General features: G+C 63.9%; 17 protein-coding genes. 9 read left to right on the top strand and 8 right to left on the bottom strand.

The window, feature by feature from the left end; all coding sequences use genetic code 11:
* Positions 1-19: 19 nt before the first annotated feature.
* Positions 20-1,531, bottom strand: coding sequence for a UDP-N-acetylmuramoyl-L-alanyl-D-glutamate--2,6-diaminopimelate ligase (locus tag SPITH_RS09330; RefSeq protein WP_041624089.1), 1,512 nt, complete (start codon positions 1,529-1,531; stop codon positions 20-22).
* On the opposite strand from SPITH_RS09330, the gene queD reads away from it, so the two are divergent.
* The 6 genes from queD to SPITH_RS09300 all read left to right on the top strand — a co-directional run bounded on the left by queD (position 1,530) and on the right by SPITH_RS09300 (position 6,671).
* The gene (queD, locus tag SPITH_RS09325; RefSeq protein WP_014625411.1) at positions 1,530-1,958 is read left to right on the top strand and encodes a 6-carboxytetrahydropterin synthase QueD; all 429 of its coding nucleotides are present in this window, start codon (positions 1,530-1,532) and stop codon (positions 1,956-1,958) included. The genes SPITH_RS09330 and queD overlap by 2 nt on opposite strands.
* Positions 1,903-3,615: a DNA adenine methylase gene (locus tag SPITH_RS09320; RefSeq protein WP_014625410.1), complete on the top strand. Its 1,713-nt coding sequence runs from the start codon at positions 1,903-1,905 to the stop codon at positions 3,613-3,615. The genes queD and SPITH_RS09320 overlap by 56 nt, the downstream gene beginning before the upstream one ends.
* Before the next feature lie 128 nt (positions 3,616-3,743).
* A complete protein-coding gene (locus SPITH_RS09315; RefSeq protein ID WP_014625409.1) occupies positions 3,744-4,172 on the top strand; it encodes a hypothetical protein in 429 nt (142 codons plus the stop codon).
* Positions 4,173-4,221: 49 nt separating this feature from the next.
* The gene (locus tag SPITH_RS09310; RefSeq protein ID WP_014625408.1) at positions 4,222-4,536 is read left to right on the top strand and encodes a YhbY family RNA-binding protein; all 315 of its coding nucleotides are present in this window, start codon (positions 4,222-4,224) and stop codon (positions 4,534-4,536) included.
* Positions 4,537-5,709, top strand: coding sequence for an iron-containing alcohol dehydrogenase (locus SPITH_RS09305; RefSeq protein WP_014625407.1), 1,173 nt, complete (start codon positions 4,537-4,539; stop codon positions 5,707-5,709).
* An 8-nt stretch (positions 5,710-5,717) separates the two neighbouring features.
* Complete coding sequence (locus SPITH_RS09300) at positions 5,718-6,671, top strand: 1-phosphofructokinase family hexose kinase (RefSeq protein WP_014625406.1); 954 nt, start codon at positions 5,718-5,720, stop codon at positions 6,669-6,671.
* 143 nt (positions 6,672-6,814) lie between these two features.
* Here SPITH_RS09300 and SPITH_RS09295 read toward each other — a convergent pair whose 3' ends face one another.
* The gene (locus SPITH_RS09295) at positions 6,815-8,479 is read right to left on the bottom strand and encodes a diphosphate--fructose-6-phosphate 1-phosphotransferase (protein WP_014625405.1); all 1,665 of its coding nucleotides are present in this window, start codon (positions 8,477-8,479) and stop codon (positions 6,815-6,817) included.
* A 169-nt stretch (positions 8,480-8,648) separates the two neighbouring features.
* On the opposite strand from SPITH_RS09295, the gene manA reads away from it, so the two are divergent.
* Positions 8,649-9,881, top strand: a complete 1,233-nt coding sequence (manA, locus tag SPITH_RS09290) for a mannose-6-phosphate isomerase, class I (protein WP_245523375.1) — start codon at positions 8,649-8,651, stop codon at positions 9,879-9,881.
* Positions 9,882-10,346 (top strand): YaiI/YqxD family protein, encoded by a 465-nt coding sequence (locus SPITH_RS09285; protein ID WP_014625403.1) that lies wholly within the window; start codon positions 9,882-9,884, stop codon positions 10,344-10,346.
* A 6-nt stretch (positions 10,347-10,352) separates the two neighbouring features.
* Here the strand turns inward: SPITH_RS09285 and SPITH_RS09280 are convergent, their stop codons facing one another.
* Complete coding sequence (locus SPITH_RS09280; protein ID WP_014625402.1) at positions 10,353-10,769, bottom strand: HEPN domain-containing protein; 417 nt, start codon at positions 10,767-10,769, stop codon at positions 10,353-10,355.
* Complete coding sequence (locus SPITH_RS09275; protein WP_014625401.1) at positions 10,766-11,143, bottom strand: nucleotidyltransferase domain-containing protein; 378 nt, start codon at positions 11,141-11,143, stop codon at positions 10,766-10,768. Before SPITH_RS09275 ends, SPITH_RS09280 begins: the two co-directional genes overlap by 4 nt.
* A gap of 209 nt (positions 11,144-11,352) precedes the next feature.
* Here SPITH_RS09275 and SPITH_RS09270 point away from each other — a divergent pair, with 209 nt between their 5' ends.
* Complete coding sequence (locus SPITH_RS09270) at positions 11,353-12,030, top strand: HAD family hydrolase (protein WP_014625400.1); 678 nt, start codon at positions 11,353-11,355, stop codon at positions 12,028-12,030.
* Positions 12,031-12,147: 117 nt separating this feature from the next.
* On the opposite strand, the gene SPITH_RS09265 is transcribed toward SPITH_RS09270, so the two are convergent.
* The 4 genes from SPITH_RS09265 to SPITH_RS09250 all read right to left on the bottom strand — a co-directional run bounded on the left by SPITH_RS09265 (position 12,148) and on the right by SPITH_RS09250 (position 16,483).
* The gene (locus SPITH_RS09265; protein WP_425358086.1) at positions 12,148-14,196 is read right to left on the bottom strand and encodes a 7TM-DISM domain-containing protein; all 2,049 of its coding nucleotides are present in this window, start codon (positions 14,194-14,196) and stop codon (positions 12,148-12,150) included.
* Positions 14,197-14,344: 148 nt separating this feature from the next.
* Positions 14,345-15,208 carry a VIT1/CCC1 transporter family protein gene (locus SPITH_RS09260; RefSeq protein WP_014625398.1) on the bottom strand — a complete coding sequence of 288 codons (864 nt, stop codon included), beginning with the start codon at positions 15,206-15,208 and terminating at the stop codon, positions 14,345-14,347.
* A 63-nt stretch (positions 15,209-15,271) separates the two neighbouring features.
* Positions 15,272-15,718: a pyrophosphohydrolase domain-containing protein gene (locus SPITH_RS09255; RefSeq protein ID WP_014625397.1), complete on the bottom strand. Its 447-nt coding sequence runs from the start codon at positions 15,716-15,718 to the stop codon at positions 15,272-15,274.
* Between the two features lie 15 nt (positions 15,719-15,733).
* Complete coding sequence (locus tag SPITH_RS09250; protein WP_041624088.1) at positions 15,734-16,483, bottom strand: SDR family oxidoreductase; 750 nt, start codon at positions 16,481-16,483, stop codon at positions 15,734-15,736.
* Between the last annotated feature and the right edge of the window lie 13 nt (positions 16,484-16,496).

Genomic DNA, 16,496 nt, shown 5'->3' with positions numbered 1-16,496 from the left:
TACCCGCCCCCCCCTTCCCTCACAAGCCCTGCTCCTCCCGCCACCCCCGCGCCGCCAGTGCCTCCCGTACCGCCCCCACCTCATCCCACGCCACCGGACCCTCCGCCGTGACGATACTCCGCTCGTGCCCCTTCCCCAGACACAGCACCGCATCCCCCTCGCGTGCCATCCCCACCGCCAGACCGATCGCCTCTCTGCGGTCCGGCACCATGAACAGGCTCTCGCCCTCCATCAGCCCCTCGCACCCCGCGGCGATCTCCCGCAGGATCGCCATCCTGTCCTCGCCCCGGGGATCCTCATCCGTGAGCACCACCACCTCCGCCCAGCGCGAGGCCACCCGCCCCTGCATCGGCCGCTTCGTCCTGTCCCGCTCGCCCGCCGACCCGAAGACCACGATCAGGCGTCCCTCCACGAACCGGCGCACGAACGGCAGCAGCTTCTCGAACGCCCCCGGCGTGTGGGCATAATCCACCAGCACGAGGAACGGCTGACCTGCCTCCACCCGCTCCATCCGGCCCGGCACACCCTCCAGGTGTGGCACGTGGGACAGGAACCCCTCCGGCTCCTTCCCCGCCGCCGCCGCGGCCCCCAGCACCGCCGCGAGCACGTTCTCCACATTGAAGCGGCCCGGGAACGGCACCCACACCTCGAGGGTCTCCCTCCCGTGCACGAGACACCGCGACCCTGCGAGCGACTCCTCCCGCACCTCGGCCCAGAGCCTCGCCCCCTCCCGCGCACCAAGCCCGTACCCCCACACCCCGGCCCTCGTCCTCTCGGCGAGGAACCCTGAGGAAGGATCGTCCAGGTTGAGCACCGCCTTCCCCTCCTCGGGGAGCCCCCTGAAGAGCCTGCCCTTGTCCTCGCGGTACTGCTCGAACGACCCGTGGAACTCCATGTGCTCGTGGGTGATGTTGGTGAGCACCCCCACCGTGAAGCGCACGTCTTCCAGCCGTGCGGTGCGCGGAGAGAGCCCGTGGGATGTCGCCTCCACCACCGCGTGGGTGCACCCCGCCTCCCTCATACGGGCCAGCGCCCCATGCACGAAGGGGGCCTCGGGCGTGGACTGGCGAAGCGGATTCGGCTCAGGCTCCCCCCCGGTGGAGAAGAGGGCCGTGGAGATGCACCCCACCTTCACTCCCGAAGCCCGGAGAAGCTGGTAGATGAAGTAGGTGGTACTGCTCTTCCCGTCCGTACCCGTCACCCCTATCACCTCGAGATCCTGGGAAGGATGCCCGTAGAACACCGCGGAGGCGGCGGAGAGCGCCCTGCGGGCGTTCTTCACCCTCAGGTACACCACCCCTTCCCGGTAGGACGGAAGCTCCCGCTCGTGTACCACCGCGACCGCACCCCGTTCGAGCGCATCCTGAACGAACCGATGTCCGTCGGTGTGAAGCCCCGGAAGGGCGAAGAAGAGCGCCCCTGATTCCACGTCCCGCGAATCGTAGGCGAGGAGACGCACCGGGGGATCCCCCTCGCCTCGCACCTCCTCGGGCTTGATCGCATCCAGCAAAGATGATAGAACCAGACTCATGGCCCCATCCTATCAGGGAGACGAGCGCGCAGACAAGGCCGTGTACGTGGTGAGGGCGGAAGGCACCTTTGCCGCAGCCCACTACCTCGCCTCCTACCACGGGAAGTGCGAAACCCTCCACGGCCACAACTACCGCGTCCGGGCCTACGCCGCAGGGAGGAAACTCGATGAAGGGGGTATGGTCCTCGACTTCGGGATCCTCAAGAAGGCCCTCAGGGAGGTGCTCGCACGGCTCGACCATACGAACCTCAACGACCACCCCTTCTTCCAGGACAACCCGAGCGCCGAGCGGATCGCCACCTATGTGTACGAGGAGATGGTGAAGAAACTCCCCGGGACACCGATATGGAAGGTAGAGGTGTTCGAGACCGATGAGAACCTCGCCGTCTACCTTCCGTACGGGGATACGCTCCCACCCCTACCTTAATCACCAGCTCCTCGCCTACATAGGCAACAAACGCTCTCTCCTCCCCTTCCTCGCCCGGATCTTCCACAAGGTGAGGGCCCGCACCGGAGCCCGCACCTTCCTCGACCCCTTTGCCGGCACGGGCGTGGTGAGCCGCCTCGCCCGTATCCTGGGCATCGAGGTGACTGCAGGCGACTGGGAGTTCTACGCCTACCTCGTGAACAAGGCCTACCTTGAGATCGACGCCTCCGAGCTTCCCCTTCTGTACCGGCATCTGGGCGGCATCGAAGAAGTCCTCTCGGTCCTCAACCGTCGAGGCGCCGGTGAATACCCGCGGGCGCCCTACATCAGCCGGTACTACGCCCCCCGCAGCCTCGAAGACGCCGATCCCTCTTCCGAGCGACTCTTCTACACACCGTACAACGCCCGATTCATCGATGTGGTGCGCGAGACCATCGAAGAGTGGTATCCCGGCTGGGACCTCCCCGACCCGGCGGGCAAGGAAAAGGCCCTCCTCGTGGCCCTCCTGCTCTACGGTGCGGCCAAGCATGCCAACACCTCGGGACTCTTCAAGGCCTTCCACCGGGGTTTCGGAGGCCACGGTCGCGATGCCCTCACCCGTATCCTCGCCCCCATCAGGATTCCCCCTCCCGTGCTCCTCGAGCACGGACCGTCCGCCCGTACCTTCTGCGAGGACGCCTTCTCCCTCGTCTCGCGAATAGAAGCCGATCTCTGCTACCTCGATCCGCCGTACACCATCCACCAATACGGCAGCAACTACTTCATGCTCAACACCATCGCCCTGTGGGACAGGCCTCCGGTGAGCGAGGAACGCGACCGGGAAGGGAAGCTCGTTCACAAGGCGGGGATCAGGTCCGACTGGAAGCGCACCTGGTCTCCCTTCTGTTCCCGCAGGTACGCCGAGGAGGCCATGGAGGCCCTCGTCGCGCAGGTGCGGGCCCCTGTGCTGCTGGTGAGCTACAACACCGACGGGATCATCCCCTGTGAACGCCTCGTCGACATCCTCTCGCTCCACGGCTCGGTGGAGGTGGAGGTGGCGAATCACACCGCCTACCGCGGGGGACGGCAGAGCATCTACAGAAAGACTGGCACCGTGGAGTATGTGTGCATCCTCACCAGGGGGAAACCCGCCTCGCCGGAGCTGCGACGATCCCTCAGACACGCCCTTGCGGTGAAGGAGGTCGAGGCCCTCCTCTCGAGGGGCTTCCGACCCGCCCTCCTTTCCCGCCTCTTCCGACTGGAAGGCGACCTCCTCCACCTCTCCCCCTCTCTCCCTCCGGTGAAGACCATAGCCGGCTACCTCCCCCAGGGAGCCCCTCCGGGCCTCGAACGGTGCAGCCTCGAGGAACTCGAGAGCATGAGGGCCGACCTCTCCCTCGCGGCGTGTACCGACAAGGAGGAGGAGTTCTACGTGGCCCTCTCCATCCTCCCCCGACTCTCCTACAGGAAGGAGGTCCGCCTCCTCTCCAAACGCGTGGTGTGGCTCCTCTCCAAGTTCGCCTTCAAGAAGTACCAGTGCGAGTTCAGCCGCGCCGTGTGCCACCTGCAGCACCTCCTCGCGTCGTCGCCGGGCGCCTATCCCCTCATCGAACGAGACCTCCCCCGCCTCCTGGAACGCGCCCGGAGACGGATGGGGAAGATGGAACGGCAGGAGTGAACTCTTCGGGTGAGGAGGGTGTCGTCGATTCCCCACGCGGATCTCCTGATTGATTCCGGTCACCGCCTGTACTATGCTTTGTCGTATCACGAGGGAGGTCCTCGTGGAGCCATCCCATGGAGGTACATATGAACCTTCGAATCTTTCTCCGACGGTTCGATGCCGTGCTCGCGGTGATCCTCATGATCTCGCTCTTCCTCCCCTGGGTGAGCGCCTTGGGGATTTCGTTCTCTGCCGTCACCTTGGGGGAGATGGCCGGCGGAATGGGGAATATCCAGGAGCTGCTCAAGGGTGGCACCTCTGTGCTCACCGTGCTCCGCTATGCCTTCTACGTGCTCTTCGCCCTCTGCTGGATCGTCCTCCTCCTGCGGCTCGCCGATGCCGGGGCGCGTCTCGTCTCCGTGGTCACGGGCGTGCTGGGGCTCCTCCTGGCCGGCGGTGTCCTCTTCGAGGTGGTACGCCACGATCTCGCACTCAGGCCCGGATGGGTGCTCGCAGCGGCCGCCGCGGGACTGCTCCTCATCTTCGGACTCGCACGCCGGAAGGCGGAGCCCTGAGGATATGCCCATCCTTGCGGAAGGCCCCCGATTTGCATAGTATAAAGTGATGATGGAACTCAGAGGCTATCAGAGGAGCGCCCTCATACGGATGGCGCACGATCTGGACCCGGCGGTCTATGTGGGAAAGGCGGGCTTGGCCGAAGGTGTATTCCGGGCCCTCGACGATGCCCTCGAGAGGAACGAACTCGTGAAGGTGCGGTTCGTGGCCTGGAAGGATGAACGGGAAGATCTCGCCCGCGAGCTCGCGGAGAGGCTGGGGGCCCTCCTCGTAGCCGTGATCGGACACGTGGCCGTGTTCTACCGGGAGGCGAGCGATCCCGAGAGGCGGAGGGTGATCATCCCGTACCGCGAGGAGGGGTGAATGGCGGTGCGTCCCACTGTGGCCCGGACACCGGAGCTCTATGCAGGGGAAGGGGTGTTCGACCTGTTCCCCCGGCTCGTAGCGGAGCGGGGATGGAGGAGGATCTTCCTCTGTACCGGCATGTCCTCCTTCGACGGTCTCGAGCCTGTACAGGAGGCGCTCAGGGAGATCGAGCGCAACGGGGTGGAGTGGGAACGATACCCGATACACGGCGAGCCCTCGCCCCAGGTGGTGGACGAGGGGGTGCGAAGGGCCCGCGAGATGGGGGCCGAGGTGGTGGTGGCGGTGGGCGGAGGGAGCGTGCTCGACACCGGAAAGGCGGTGAGCGCAGGCCTCTTCCTCGAGGGGAGCGTGAAGGACTACCTCGAAGGAGTGGGGACGAAGTTCCCCACAGGGGAGCGACTCCCGCTCGTGGCCGTGCCCACCACGGCGGGTACGGGGAGTGAAGCCACCTCGAACGCCGTGCTCTCCGAGGTGGGCCCCTCGGGCTACAAACGCTCCCTCCGCCATCCCGGCTATGTTCCCGATGCCGCCTTTCTCGATCCGCTCCTCCATCTCTCCTGTCCCCCTTCCATCACCGCAGCGGCGGGTATGGACGCTATTTCGCAGCTCGTCGAGGCCTTCCTCTCCACCGAGGCCAACCCTGCAAGCGACGCCCTCGCCCTCCAGGGGCTCGTGCTCGCAGGTCGTTCCTTTCTCGTGGTGGTGCGTGAGGGCGGGCGGAAGGTGGATGCGAGGCTCGAGATGGCCTATGCCGCCTATTTCTCCGGCGTGTGCCTCACGAGCGCAGGCCTGGGGTTGGTGCATGGGCTCGCCTCACCCATGGGGGCTCGGTTCCCCGTATCGCACGGCCTCCTGTGTGCCAACCTCCTGCCCGAGGTGATGGAGGCCACGGTGCGGGTCCTGGAGCGGGAGGGACACTCCTCCCTCCTCACCCGGTGCGCCCTCGCGGGCGAGGCCCTCTCGGGTCGGCGTCCCACCGGTACCAGTCCCCCCTCCCTCCTCCCCGCCACCCTCTATGCCCTCCGCGAACAGGCGGGCATCCCCTCCCTCTCGGGATGCGGCATCACACCCGAGGATGCGCGCGCCCTCGCCGCCTCCGCTTCCCACAAGGCCCACCCCTGCATCATACCTCGAGAGGAGATCGCTTCCATCATCATCTCACGCATCTAGGAGGCCGCATGCCCGATATCCCCGTTCCTCCGCCCCCCATCCCCCCCTACTTCCTGGTAGTCTGCCCCAGTCCCACCTTCCAGCGCACCCTTCGGTTCGATGCGGTGCGCAGAGGGGCGGTCAATCGCGCCCGGGAGTCATCCCTCTGCGTGGCCGGCAAGGGCCACAACGTCTGTCGCACCCTGAGCCAGCTCGGACAACGCGCCGTACACCTCACCCACCTCGGCGGACTCCAGGCCCCCCTCTATCTCCACCACGCCCACCGGGAGGGCATCCACGTGCACGCCGTCTCCCTTCCGGTGGAGATCCGTACCTGCACCACCGTGATCGAGGCCGACGGAGCGGTCACCGAACTCGTCGAGGAGTCGCCCCGCGTCCCCGAACAGGCATCCTCCCGCCTCACTGAGGCCTTCTTCCAGCTCCTCTCCGGCGCGCACACCCTCATCCTCACCGGCAAACCGGCCCCCGGTTACCCCGCCGACCTCTACGCCCGCATGGCGCAGGCCGCCTCCCGTACAGGCGTCCGCCTCATCGTGGACATACGCGGCCCGGAGCTCGAGGCCGTGCTTCCCCACCGCCCCCTGGTCGTGACCCCCAACCTGGAGGAGTTCTCCTCCACCTTCCTCCGGGGAGCGGCCGCATCCAGGGACCAGGCCGCCGCCGAGGCCCTGCGCCTCGCACGCGCCTACCACACCGCCTTCGCCATCACCTGCGGCCCCGAGCCCCTCATCCTCGCCGGCCCGGACGGAGTGGAGCACGTCCCGGTGCCCCGGGTTCCGGCGGTCAACACCATAGGCTGCGGCGACGCCTTCACGGCGGGCCTCGCCCTCGCCCTCCATCGGGGCAAGCCCCTCCAGGAGGCCGCCTCCTTCGCGGCTCGGTGCGCCTCCGAGAGCGCCCGCACCCTCATCCCCGCCTCCCTCCCCGATCCCAGGGCACTCATCCTCGAGCTCGCAGGCTGACCCTCCGCCCGCCACCCACACACGCCTTCCGCAACCTCTCGTCCCCTTGAGATCCGCCTTCACTCTTCCACTGCGGCCCTCACAAAGAAAGGCGCCCGGAAGGTCCCGGGCGCCTTTGCCATGAAAGAGGCATTGATCGTCGCCTATTCCAGCCCTTGTTCGAGCTTCAGCGTCATGGTCGGCTGGTTGCACACATCGTCCGGCCCGTAGTACTGGATGGCGCCCGGGAACACGTAGGCGCTCTCGGTCGCCCACGCATCCCGCTGTGCTGCGAACCGCTTGAACGGCGCACCCTCGAGATCCACGAGGGCCTTCCTGATCACCGGCTTCATCTTCCCGTGCCGCTTCTCCATGTTCATCATCATCGTGAGGGGGATCCCCATGGGCTTCCACTCCACCGCAGGCCGGGCGAGGTTCTTGATCGCCGCGATGTACCCCGTGAGCCCGTTCGCGATCAACACGAAGGCCGTGAAACCGAGGGCGTAGCAGTAGTCGGCGTCGAAGTTGCTCGGGAAGGCACACCTCGCCTCGTAGCCAAAGAAGTGGTTGAGGGCGCTGAACTTGCCCTTATAAGCCCCTTCCCCCTTGAGCGTCTTGAGCCGGGAGGAGACCATCTCGATGAGCAGCCGCTCGGTCTCGATCCGCGAGACCTGGACGTTGCCGTGTGGATCCCTGTCCATGAGGAGCTGTGCCTGGATCGTCTCGGGGAGCGAGGAGAACACGCGCTGGTTGTTGCCCGAGAGCTTCCCCTTCACCCACGAGATCCGTTCCCTCGGATCATCGATCCTGTTGAAGACCTCAGCCTCCTTCGCGAGCAGGGTGTTGAGCTCGTCGATGAGCGCACCCACCTCGGGGATGAACTCGATGAGCCCCTCGGGCACGAGCACCACCCCGAAGTTCTCCCCCTTCGCGGCCCGTTTCACCACGGCATCCACGATCTGATCCACGATCTGGGAGAGGGTCATGTTCTTCTCGCGCACCTCCTCCGAGACGATGCACACGTTCGGCTGGGTCTGGAGGGCGCACTCCAGGGCGATGTGTGAGGCCGAACGGCCCATGAGCCGGATGAAGTGCCAGTACTTACGCGAGGAGATCGCATCCCGGGCGATGTTGCCGATGAGCTCTGCGTAGACCTTGGTGGCGGTATCGAACCCGAAGGACGCCTCGATGTACTCGTTCTTCAAGTCCCCGTCGATGGTCTTGGGGATTCCGATCACCTGTATGGGCGCCCCCTGTTGTACGAAGTACTCGGCGAGCAGGGCGGCGTTCGTGTTGGAGTCGTCGCCTCCTATGATGACCAGGGCGTCCAGCCCGTGTTTCTTCGCGTTCTCGAGGGCCTTTGCGAACTGCTCGGGCGTCTCGATCTTGGTTCGTCCCGAGCCGATGATGTCGAACCCCCCGGTGTTCCGGTACTGGTTGATGAGCGAGTCGGTGAACTCGATCCACTCGTCGTCGAGGATGCCGGAAGGCCCTCCCTTGAAACCGATGAGCGTGGACTCCCTGTTCGCCTTCTTGAGGGCGTCGAAGAGGCCGCAGATCACGTTATGGCCGCCGGGTGCAGGCCCGCCCGAGAGGATCACCCCCACGGTCCGCCTCCTCCCCGCCTCGGGGTTGGATCCCCTGGTGAGGGTGGCGATGGGCTTCCCATAGGTGTTCGCAAACAGACGCTTGAGGTCTTCCCTGTCGGCCACCGCCTCGGTGGGCTGTCCCAGTTCCGCCTGGATCCTGGCGATCTCGTCCTGAAGCACGGGAGGCAGCTTGGGGACGTATCCATATCTGGCCTTCTGAAGCGGGGATATCCGTGTCATGAGCTCCTCTCCTTTGGATGATATGGTTGCGACGGGGAAAGTGTATCCGTATGGATCGGTTTGTTCAAGGAGTGTGCATCAGTGTCGGGAAACGCTCGGCTGCTGCCTCCCGCTCGTTTCTCCACATAGCTACTCCTTGTCATATCGGAATTTTTGCCGTACACTGGGTATGACACACGGAAGCGCGATGAAGGGAGGAAGAACGCCCGTGCAGCCCGGTATCCATCTGCTCGAGAACAGCATCCAGCACTATGCGTGGGGGTCTCCCACCGCCTTCACCACCTTTCTCGGCATCCCCAACCCCGAGGGCACGCCCATGGCCGAGCTGTGGATGGGCGCCCATCCGAAAGCCCCCTCCTATGTCCGCCTCTCGGACGGGGAACGCGTACCGCTCGGGGACCTCATCGAACGGGATCCCGTCTCCTGGCTCGGCGCTGCGGCCCCACGCTACGGCAACGTCCTCCCCTTTCTCTTCAAGGTCTTGGGCGTGACTCAGCCGCTCTCCATCCAGGCCCATCCGAACAAGGAGCAGGCACGAGAGGGCTTCGAACGGGAGAACCGGGAGGGCATCCCACTCGATGCACCTCATCGCAACTACAGGGATCCCAACCACAAACCGGAGGTGATCTGTGCGGTGACGCCCTTCTGGGCCCTGCGGGGCTTCCGCTCGCCCGGGGAGATCGCACGCAGGTTCACCCATCCCGCCTTCGAGCCCCTCGAGCAGGCGGTGAGGGACCTCCGGATAGACCCCACTCCCTCGGGCCTCTCCCGCTTCTTCCGCACCCTCATGACCCTGGAGCCTCAGGTGAAACGAGAGGTGGTGACCACGGCCTCGGTGGCCTTCCGGGATCATCCGGAGCCCGAATACCAGTGGCTCCTCCGGCTCGCCGACCTCTATCCCGGTGACATCGGTGCCCTCGCCCCCCTCTACCTCAACCTGGTCAAGCTCGCGCCGGGTGAGGCCATGTTCCTCCCCGCAGGGGAACTCCACGCCTATCTCGAGGGCGTGGGGGTGGAACTCATGGCCAACTCGGACAACGTCCTGAGGGGCGGATGCACTCCCAAGCACGTGGACGTGCCGGAGCTCCTCCGCGTCCTCACCTTTCGAGGGAAGGATGGGGTGGAGGTGCTCTCCCCCCGGGAGGTCGCACCCGGTCTATGGGCGTACGACCTGCCCACCGGGGAGTTCGCCCTCTCCTGCATCGAGGCGGACGACCCGGTTGAGGTGGAGGTGGGTTCCGTGGAGATCCTCGTGCTCCTGGGGGACCATGCGATCTTCTCCTGGGAAGGCGGAACCCTCGAGCTCTCCAGGGGACAGTCGGTGGTGGTGGCCGCCGTGGTGGGCCGGTACGAGGTGAGTGTCGAGGGCCGCCTCTACCGGGCCTCGTTGCCGGTGGCGTAGATGGCGCGGGTTCGCATCTACCTCGACGGCGACTCGTGTCCCGTGAAGGTGAGGGAGGTGATCTTCAGGGCTGCAGAGCGGCGTGAGGTTCCCGTCTACGTGGTGCATCAGGGAAGGCTGCAGCTCCCGCAAGGCCCGTGGATCAAGCCGGTGAAACTCCCCCCGGCGCCCGGCGCGGCCGATGCGTATATCCTCACCCATGCGAAGCCCTGGCACCTGGTCGTCACCCGGGACATCCCCCTCGCCGCCGAGCTCGTGGAGCGGGGGGTGCCGGTGATAAACGACAGGGGTACGGAGTTCACCCGGGAAAACGTCCGGGAGCGCCTCTCCGCGCGCCACGCCATGAAGCAGCTGAGGGAGCTGGGGCTGGTCAAGACCCGCAGTCGTTTCTCGCACCGTGAGCTGAGGGCCTTTGCCGCGGTCTTCGACCGGGTCCTCACGAGACTCCTGGGGGAGTCGGGGTAGGGGAGGTCAGGATTCCTCCACCTCTCTCTCGGAGATCCCCAGTTTCCTGAGGATGAGATCCTTCACCTCGCCCGCACGTTCGAGCGCTTTCCGTGCCTCTTCCAGGGTGGGGGTATAGAACTCGTCCGGATATCGCACGTCCACCGCATAAGAGGTAAGATCCCCCGGATCGAGTGATCCGAAATCCTCGTCCTCCCTGCTGCAGAATGCGAGCAGGAATTCGATCGAGTGCGTTCTCCCGAACTCCACCCCGCGAGAGATGAGGTACGCCTTCAGGAACTTCTCCACCGCCTGTTGAGAGTGGAAACATACCGAGGAGGTGATGACCTCGTTTTCTGGGGGGAGGTTGAGCTCGTGCGAGGCCGTGAGGTAGTCTTCCCACCCTTTGTGGAGCCACTTCCGCACGTAGTCCTTGGGGTTCACAGGGGGACCCCTCGATGGAGCGCCTCTCTCGTGATGCTCCCCGGCAACGATTCGTAAGAGGGGAGCTCTTCGGCGGTCTTTATGAGGATGTCCACCGGAATGAGCTTTCCGGCAAAGGCCCTTCTCAGCTCCCTCGAGATCCTCCTCTTCTCCTGGATGCTCAACCTCTCTCTCACGATGACGAGGATATCCCAGTCGCTCCCCTTGGAGGAGTCCCCTCGCGCGCGCGATCCGAAGAGGAGGATGCGCTCGGGATGGAGCCCGTTCTCTCCCAGGTACTCACGGATGAGTTTCCCGATGAGCGGTTTCACCTCGTCCTCGGGGATTGCTCCCCCCGAATCGAAAGGGAAGGACCGTCGCCCTTTTCCATGCATTCCTTTCCTCATCCCGTGTACATACTAGCACATCCCGCGCGGTTGTGCAGCCTGTAGGTTTCGGGTCCTTGAAGACCCGCAGTCGTTTCTCGCACCGTGAGCTGAGGGCCTTTGCCGCGGTCTTCGACCGGGTCCTCACGAGACTCCTTGAGGAGTGAGCCCTGCCTGGGCCACTTGCCTCCCTCACCGGAATCCAGTACGTTCTCCGCATGAGGATACGAGGTGTGATCTTCGATCTCGACGGCACCCTGCTGGACACCCTCCCCGACTTGGCGGAGGCGGTGAATACCGTACTCGCACGCCATGGGTTCCCGACCCACCCGCTGGAAGACTACCGGCTCATGGTGGGATTCGGCGCCATCATCATGATAGAACGGGCCGTGCCGCCGGAGGCCCGATCGCCCGAGCGGGTGGAGGCCCTCTTTCGTGAGTTCGAGGAGGAATACGAGCGACGGGCACACCTCCGAACCCGCCCCTATCCCGGCATACCCGACCTCCTCGGTCGTCTCAGGGAGGCCGGCATCCGTCTCGCGGTGTTGAGCAACAAGCCGCACCACGCCGTGGAGGGAGCCCTCGCCCCGTTCTTCGACCTCTCCCTCTTCGATGTGATCCTGGGGCACAGGGAAGGGCTTCCACCGAAGCCGGATCCCCGAGGGGTCTACGAGATCCTCGCAGCGTGGAGCGATCTCGGACCCGAGGATGTGGTGCTTGTAGGCGATTCCGAAGTGGATCTCGAGACCGCGAGGGCTGCGGGCATACAGGCGGTCGCGGTCACCTGGGGCTTCCGCACCGAGGAGGAACTGAGGGATGCAGGGGCGGGGATCCTCTGTCACCGTGTAGAGGATCTCTACGCCCTGCTCTCCCGAGAGATGTCCCCCCTTCGGTGAACGCCGGGGCGCCTCGTCTTCCGTTGGAGGGCGCGCCTCGTGTGACTCGGCGTCGAAGCCCGCGAAGAGGTGCGTGTACGCCCTCCCCACCGGGGTGAGCCTGCCTGACGAGCCCTCTCACGAGGTGATCCTGAGATACCCATCCCACCCTTCGGGTACACCCGATGCATGCAGGGTCATTGCCTCCTCGAGGTAGACCCTTGCGGGCATGTCGGAAGGGACGACCTCGAGGACCCTGTTGAAGAGCGAGATGGCGGTGGCGAAATCCCGCTTGAAGAAGGCGAACATTCCCTGTTCGAAGGAATCGTACGCCGCCCTCAGCTCCTTTTCCTTGAGGAACTCCCTGTCGGTGAGCACCTGGAAGACCGATACCGCGGAGGACTTGCCCTTCACCATCACCTTCCCCAGGAATCGGAGGTGGAGGGCTCCGGGATCCGCCAGGGACATCACCACCTGCTCCGATATGAGGATATCGGTTCCGAACGTCTTGGTGAGATTCTCCAGCCTCGCCGCGATGTTGACCACGTCGGAGATCACGGTGGTATCCATTCGGAGATCCTCGCCCACGGTGCCCACCATGCACGGCCCGGTATGTATCCCTATACCTATACGTATGGACGGCCAACCCTTCGACTCATACCGCCTGTTGAGCGCCGGGAGCGCCTGCTGGATCTCGAGGGCCGCTGCAAGGGCGTCGTCCGCCTTATGGGGGAAGATGGCCATGACCCCGTCCCCTATGTACTTGTCGATGAATCCGTGGTGCTTCCTGATGATGGGACCGATGCACTCGAAATACCCATTGAGGAATTCGAAGCTCTCGGCAGGGGTGAGGGACTCCACGATGCTCGTGAAGTTCCTGATGTCGGAGAACATGAGGGTGAGCTCGGTCTCCGTCTGATCTCCCAGCCGCACGTCCTTTATCGACCCCCTGTGCATGAAGGAGAGGAATTCCCGAGGCACGAACTTGGAAGAGGCCTCGTAGAGCTCCTTCCAGTTCTTCTCTACCGTGTACTTTTCTTCTATTAGAAGCTGGAGGCGTTTGAACTGGATGAGGGTGAGCACTACGATGAACAGGAGAAATCCCAGTCGGATGATGTTGAGAGTAAACCAATTGGAAGGGAGCTGCCCCAGTCCTCTCACTCCAAAGATCACGATGCTTCCGATGAGGAGGAGGTAGGCAATGAGAAGATACCTTCCCAGGAAAGTGCGTCTTCCCGGTGGATGGAGGAGGAGCCAGAGATTGGGGACGAATGAGACCGCTCCGGTGAGGGCAAATACCTTCACATAGAGAGCGGGGCTTACGGAAAAGGTGAGGATGATGAGAATGAGCGCGGCGCCCCAGAAATACGAGAAGACTTGAAGGAACGGGGTGTTCACGTAATCTCTTTTAAAGAAGAAGATCATGAAAAAACTCAGCGCCACGAGTCCAAGTTCGCCGCAGATCACATAGGCTCGGAAGAGGGATCCGATGTGTTTAGGGATGAAGAACAGTACAAAACCGTCCTGAATGGACTGAAAGATGCTGTAGAACACAATGAGTAGGGTGAGGAAGAGACTCGCAATCCCATCCGGTTCCCTCTTGTACGCGTAGAAAAAGAAGAGGTTAATGAATGCGGCCAGGAGAAGCGCCCCAAAAAAGAGTCCCATTCCTGCAGTCTGTCTCAATGCCCGGACCCTGTACGTGTGCTCCTTAAAGAGGTAGAGCGGGAATCTAAGTGTCCCTTCGGTGGAGACGCGGACGAACATTGGGTTGGGACCAGGTTGAAGTGTCACGGAAAACACAGGCCTGTGTGAGCCTTCGTAGGCGGTATAGTCGAGCTCCTTCCAGGTGCCGTCTTTCTGAGGAAGGTAGAGGCGCACCTCGTCCACCAGACTGTAGTCGAGCACGAGGAGGAATGGTGCTGGCTCCTGTGCCTCCCTGTACTCAAAGGTGACTTTGAACCACATAGGGTGGGATTGAAAACCGAAGGTAAGGTCTTCTAACCCAGAGCCTTCGTTAAAGGCTGAGGGAGAGAGCGTAAGGACCTCCTCTATAGTGGCCCTGCCTGAGCTGTCTTTCCAGAATGCGCAGCGACCGCCCACTTGTACCATATGATCCGAGGGCTCCACCGGTACTACCGGGGTTGCCCTGAGAGGTGCGCCTGCCAAGAGGAGAACTACAGCCATCACTACCATGGACGTTCTCATAGCCACCGACCATAGTACTGGGATTTTCAGTATCGCTCAACAGAAAATTGTGTTTTGTGGGATAGCCTCCTGGACAGCGCGGCACGGCGCCTGAAGGAATGTGGGAGCAGGATTTGTACCGTGAGATTCATATATCCACCTTGAGGACCATGCGGGCGAGGAGACCGATGCCGAACGAGAGGGCCGCCACCCCCAGGCTCACGCCCAGCATCTCGAGGAAGAGCCGGGCGAAGGATTCCTCCTGTACCACGCTCACGAAGAAGGTGAAGATCAGTATCACGGTCACCGCGCCCAGGAGGGCGAATGCGAGGGCAGGGACATAGTGACCGAGGACGAAGTACGGCCACACCAGGATGAGCACGGTCACCAGGTAGACCACCCCTGTGTAGAGAGCCGCCTTGCCGGGGGACTTCTCGCCCTTCTCTGAGCGGGTGGAGAGGTATTCGGAGGCGGCCATCGAGAGGGCCGCCGAGATCCCCGTGATGAGTCCGGTGAGGCCCACCAGCCGGGTGTGCTGGAGCGCGAAGGTGAGACCGGCGAGGGCGCCGGTGAGTTCCACCAGGGCGTCGTTGAGTCCCAGGACCATGGATCCTATGTAGCCGAGCCGTTCCTCGTCGAGCATGGCGGTGAGCTCTTTTTCATGCTCCTCCTCTTCGTGGAGGATCTCCTCGGCCTCGGGTACGGTCGTCACCAGCGTGCCGTATCCGGCCTCGGCCCGTTCCTCGCCTCGCTCCATGAGTTTGATGGCGAAGGTGTAGCTGAAGATCCGGGCGATGAAGAGGTAGAAGAAGGCCTTGAGGCGGTTCGGACGGAAGGTCTTTCCGGTGTAACGGGACCACACCTCGGCGTGGTGCCCCTCTTCCCCGGCGATACGGAGGAGCACCTCCCGGTTGTTTCCTTCTACGAGCTCGGCGAGCCGGCTGTAGACATAGTGTTCCGTGGTCTCTGTCTTCTGGAAGACCTCGATGGTCTCGAGAAGCCTCTGATCCACCCCGTTCCTCCTTGTGTGATCTCGTTTCAATCTAACATCGGATATGAGATTGTGCAAGATTTCCTACTGGTTCCCCTGCCGTTCTATTTCCGCCTGCAGGGCGGGATAGGGGTCCGTCCAGCCGGGAGGTTTCACGGTCTTGCCGTCCTCGTTGTAGTGAGGCTTCCCGTCGGGCCAGAGTTTCTTCATGTTGGCCTCGTGGACGATGCGGAACAAGGGCTCCGGCTTCACCCCCATCTCCACCAGGGTGCCCAGCGCGAAATAGATGAGGTCGATCATGGCATCCGCCTGATCCACCACATCCTCCGCTTCGAGAAACTCCTCCACCTCCTCCTGCATCCACTTGGCGCGGGCCGCGGCCCGTTTCCCCTCGAGGAACCGGGGCCGGTCCTCGTGTGGATGTCCGAAACGCAGGTGGAACTCCCGTACGGCCCGCCAGGCCAGGTTGAGGCCCTCGTCGGAGTCGCAGACCCGTCCGTCCTTCTCCCTCTCGTCTTCCGATATGAGCATAGTCCCTCCAGGGTGTTACACGTAGATCATCTTCCTCGTCATGCCGCCGTCGATGACGAAGTTCTGTCCCGTGATGAAGTCGTTCGCAGGGTCGAGCAGGAAGAGCACCATGCGCGCGATGTCTTCCGGTACCCCCACGCGGCCCGCAGGGTGCTGGAGCGCGTCCTCCTCGGTGTGGTGGACCTCCTGCCTCAGCGCACGCTTCTTCCGATCGCGCACCTCTATCCATCCTGGGCTCACGGCGTTCACACGGACGCGGGGGCCCAGACTCACCGCGAGGGCGTGGGTGAGGGCCAGGAGCCCTCCCTTGCTCGCGCTGTAGGCCTCGGTGTGGGGCTCGGACATGAGGGCACGTGTGGAGCAGATGTTGACGATGGCCCCCCGGGTGGCGGCCAGATGGGGGGCACAGGCCTGGGCGAGGAAGCACGGCGCCGTGAGGTTCACGGCCAGCACCGCCTCCCACTCCTGCCGCGAGAGCGCGTGCAGGGGGGTGTCTGCCGAGACGGCCGCATTGTTCACCAGGCCGTGGAGGCGTCCGAAGCGCTCCAAGGTGAGGCGAACTGCGCGTGCGATCCCTTCCTGGAAGGCGATGTCGGCCTCGATCGGAAGGTAGCCCCGGTATGTTGCCAACCGTTCCTGTTGTTCCAGGAGCGCCTCTCCGTCCTTGTCCACGGAGGCCACCGCATATCCCGCCTCGAGCAGGGCCTTCACGATGGCGTCGCCTATACCCTGCGCCCCGCCGGTCACGAGCGCCGCTCTCTCCATGAGGCCCAGTGTA

This window comes from Spirochaeta thermophila DSM 6578 (assembly GCF_000184345.1).
GTDB lineage: Bacteria > Spirochaetota > Spirochaetia > Winmispirales > Winmispiraceae > Winmispira > Winmispira thermophila.
Note: the sequence above shows the minus strand (reverse complement) of the source record. Positions and strands in the feature narration are given on the sequence as shown.

Excerpts from the sequence above, each read along its gene's own strand:
- queD (WP_014625411.1), top strand. The coding sequence starts at position 1,530 with ATGGCCCCATCCTATCAGGGAGACGAGCGCGCAGACAAGGCCGTGTAC.
- SPITH_RS09330 (WP_041624089.1), bottom strand. The coding sequence starts at position 1,531 with ATGAGTCTGGTTCTATCATCTTTGCTGGATGCGATCAAGCCCGAGGAG.
- SPITH_RS09320 (WP_014625410.1), top strand. The coding sequence starts at position 1,903 with ATGAGAACCTCGCCGTCTACCTTCCGTACGGGGATACGCTCCCACCCC.
- SPITH_RS09315 (WP_014625409.1), top strand. The coding sequence starts at position 3,744 with ATGAACCTTCGAATCTTTCTCCGACGGTTCGATGCCGTGCTCGCGGTG.
- SPITH_RS09310 (WP_014625408.1), top strand. The coding sequence starts at position 4,222 with ATGATGGAACTCAGAGGCTATCAGAGGAGCGCCCTCATACGGATGGCG.
- SPITH_RS09305 (WP_014625407.1), top strand. The coding sequence starts at position 4,537 with ATGGCGGTGCGTCCCACTGTGGCCCGGACACCGGAGCTCTATGCAGGG.
- SPITH_RS09300 (WP_014625406.1), top strand. The coding sequence starts at position 5,718 with ATGCCCGATATCCCCGTTCCTCCGCCCCCCATCCCCCCCTACTTCCTG.
- SPITH_RS09295 (WP_014625405.1), bottom strand. The coding sequence starts at position 8,479 with ATGACACGGATATCCCCGCTTCAGAAGGCCAGATATGGATACGTCCCC.
- manA (WP_245523375.1), top strand. The coding sequence starts at position 8,649 with ATGACACACGGAAGCGCGATGAAGGGAGGAAGAACGCCCGTGCAGCCC.
- SPITH_RS09285 (WP_014625403.1), top strand. The coding sequence starts at position 9,882 with ATGGCGCGGGTTCGCATCTACCTCGACGGCGACTCGTGTCCCGTGAAG.
- SPITH_RS09275 (WP_014625401.1), bottom strand. The coding sequence starts at position 11,143 with ATGCATGGAAAAGGGCGACGGTCCTTCCCTTTCGATTCGGGGGGAGCA.
- SPITH_RS09270 (WP_014625400.1), top strand. The coding sequence starts at position 11,353 with ATGAGGATACGAGGTGTGATCTTCGATCTCGACGGCACCCTGCTGGAC.
- SPITH_RS09265 (WP_425358086.1), bottom strand. The coding sequence starts at position 14,196 with ATGGCTGTAGTTCTCCTCTTGGCAGGCGCACCTCTCAGGGCAACCCCG.
- SPITH_RS09255 (WP_014625397.1), bottom strand. The coding sequence starts at position 15,718 with ATGCTCATATCGGAAGACGAGAGGGAGAAGGACGGACGGGTCTGCGAC.
- SPITH_RS09250 (WP_041624088.1), bottom strand. The coding sequence starts at position 16,483 with ATGGAGAGAGCGGCGCTCGTGACCGGCGGGGCGCAGGGTATAGGCGAC.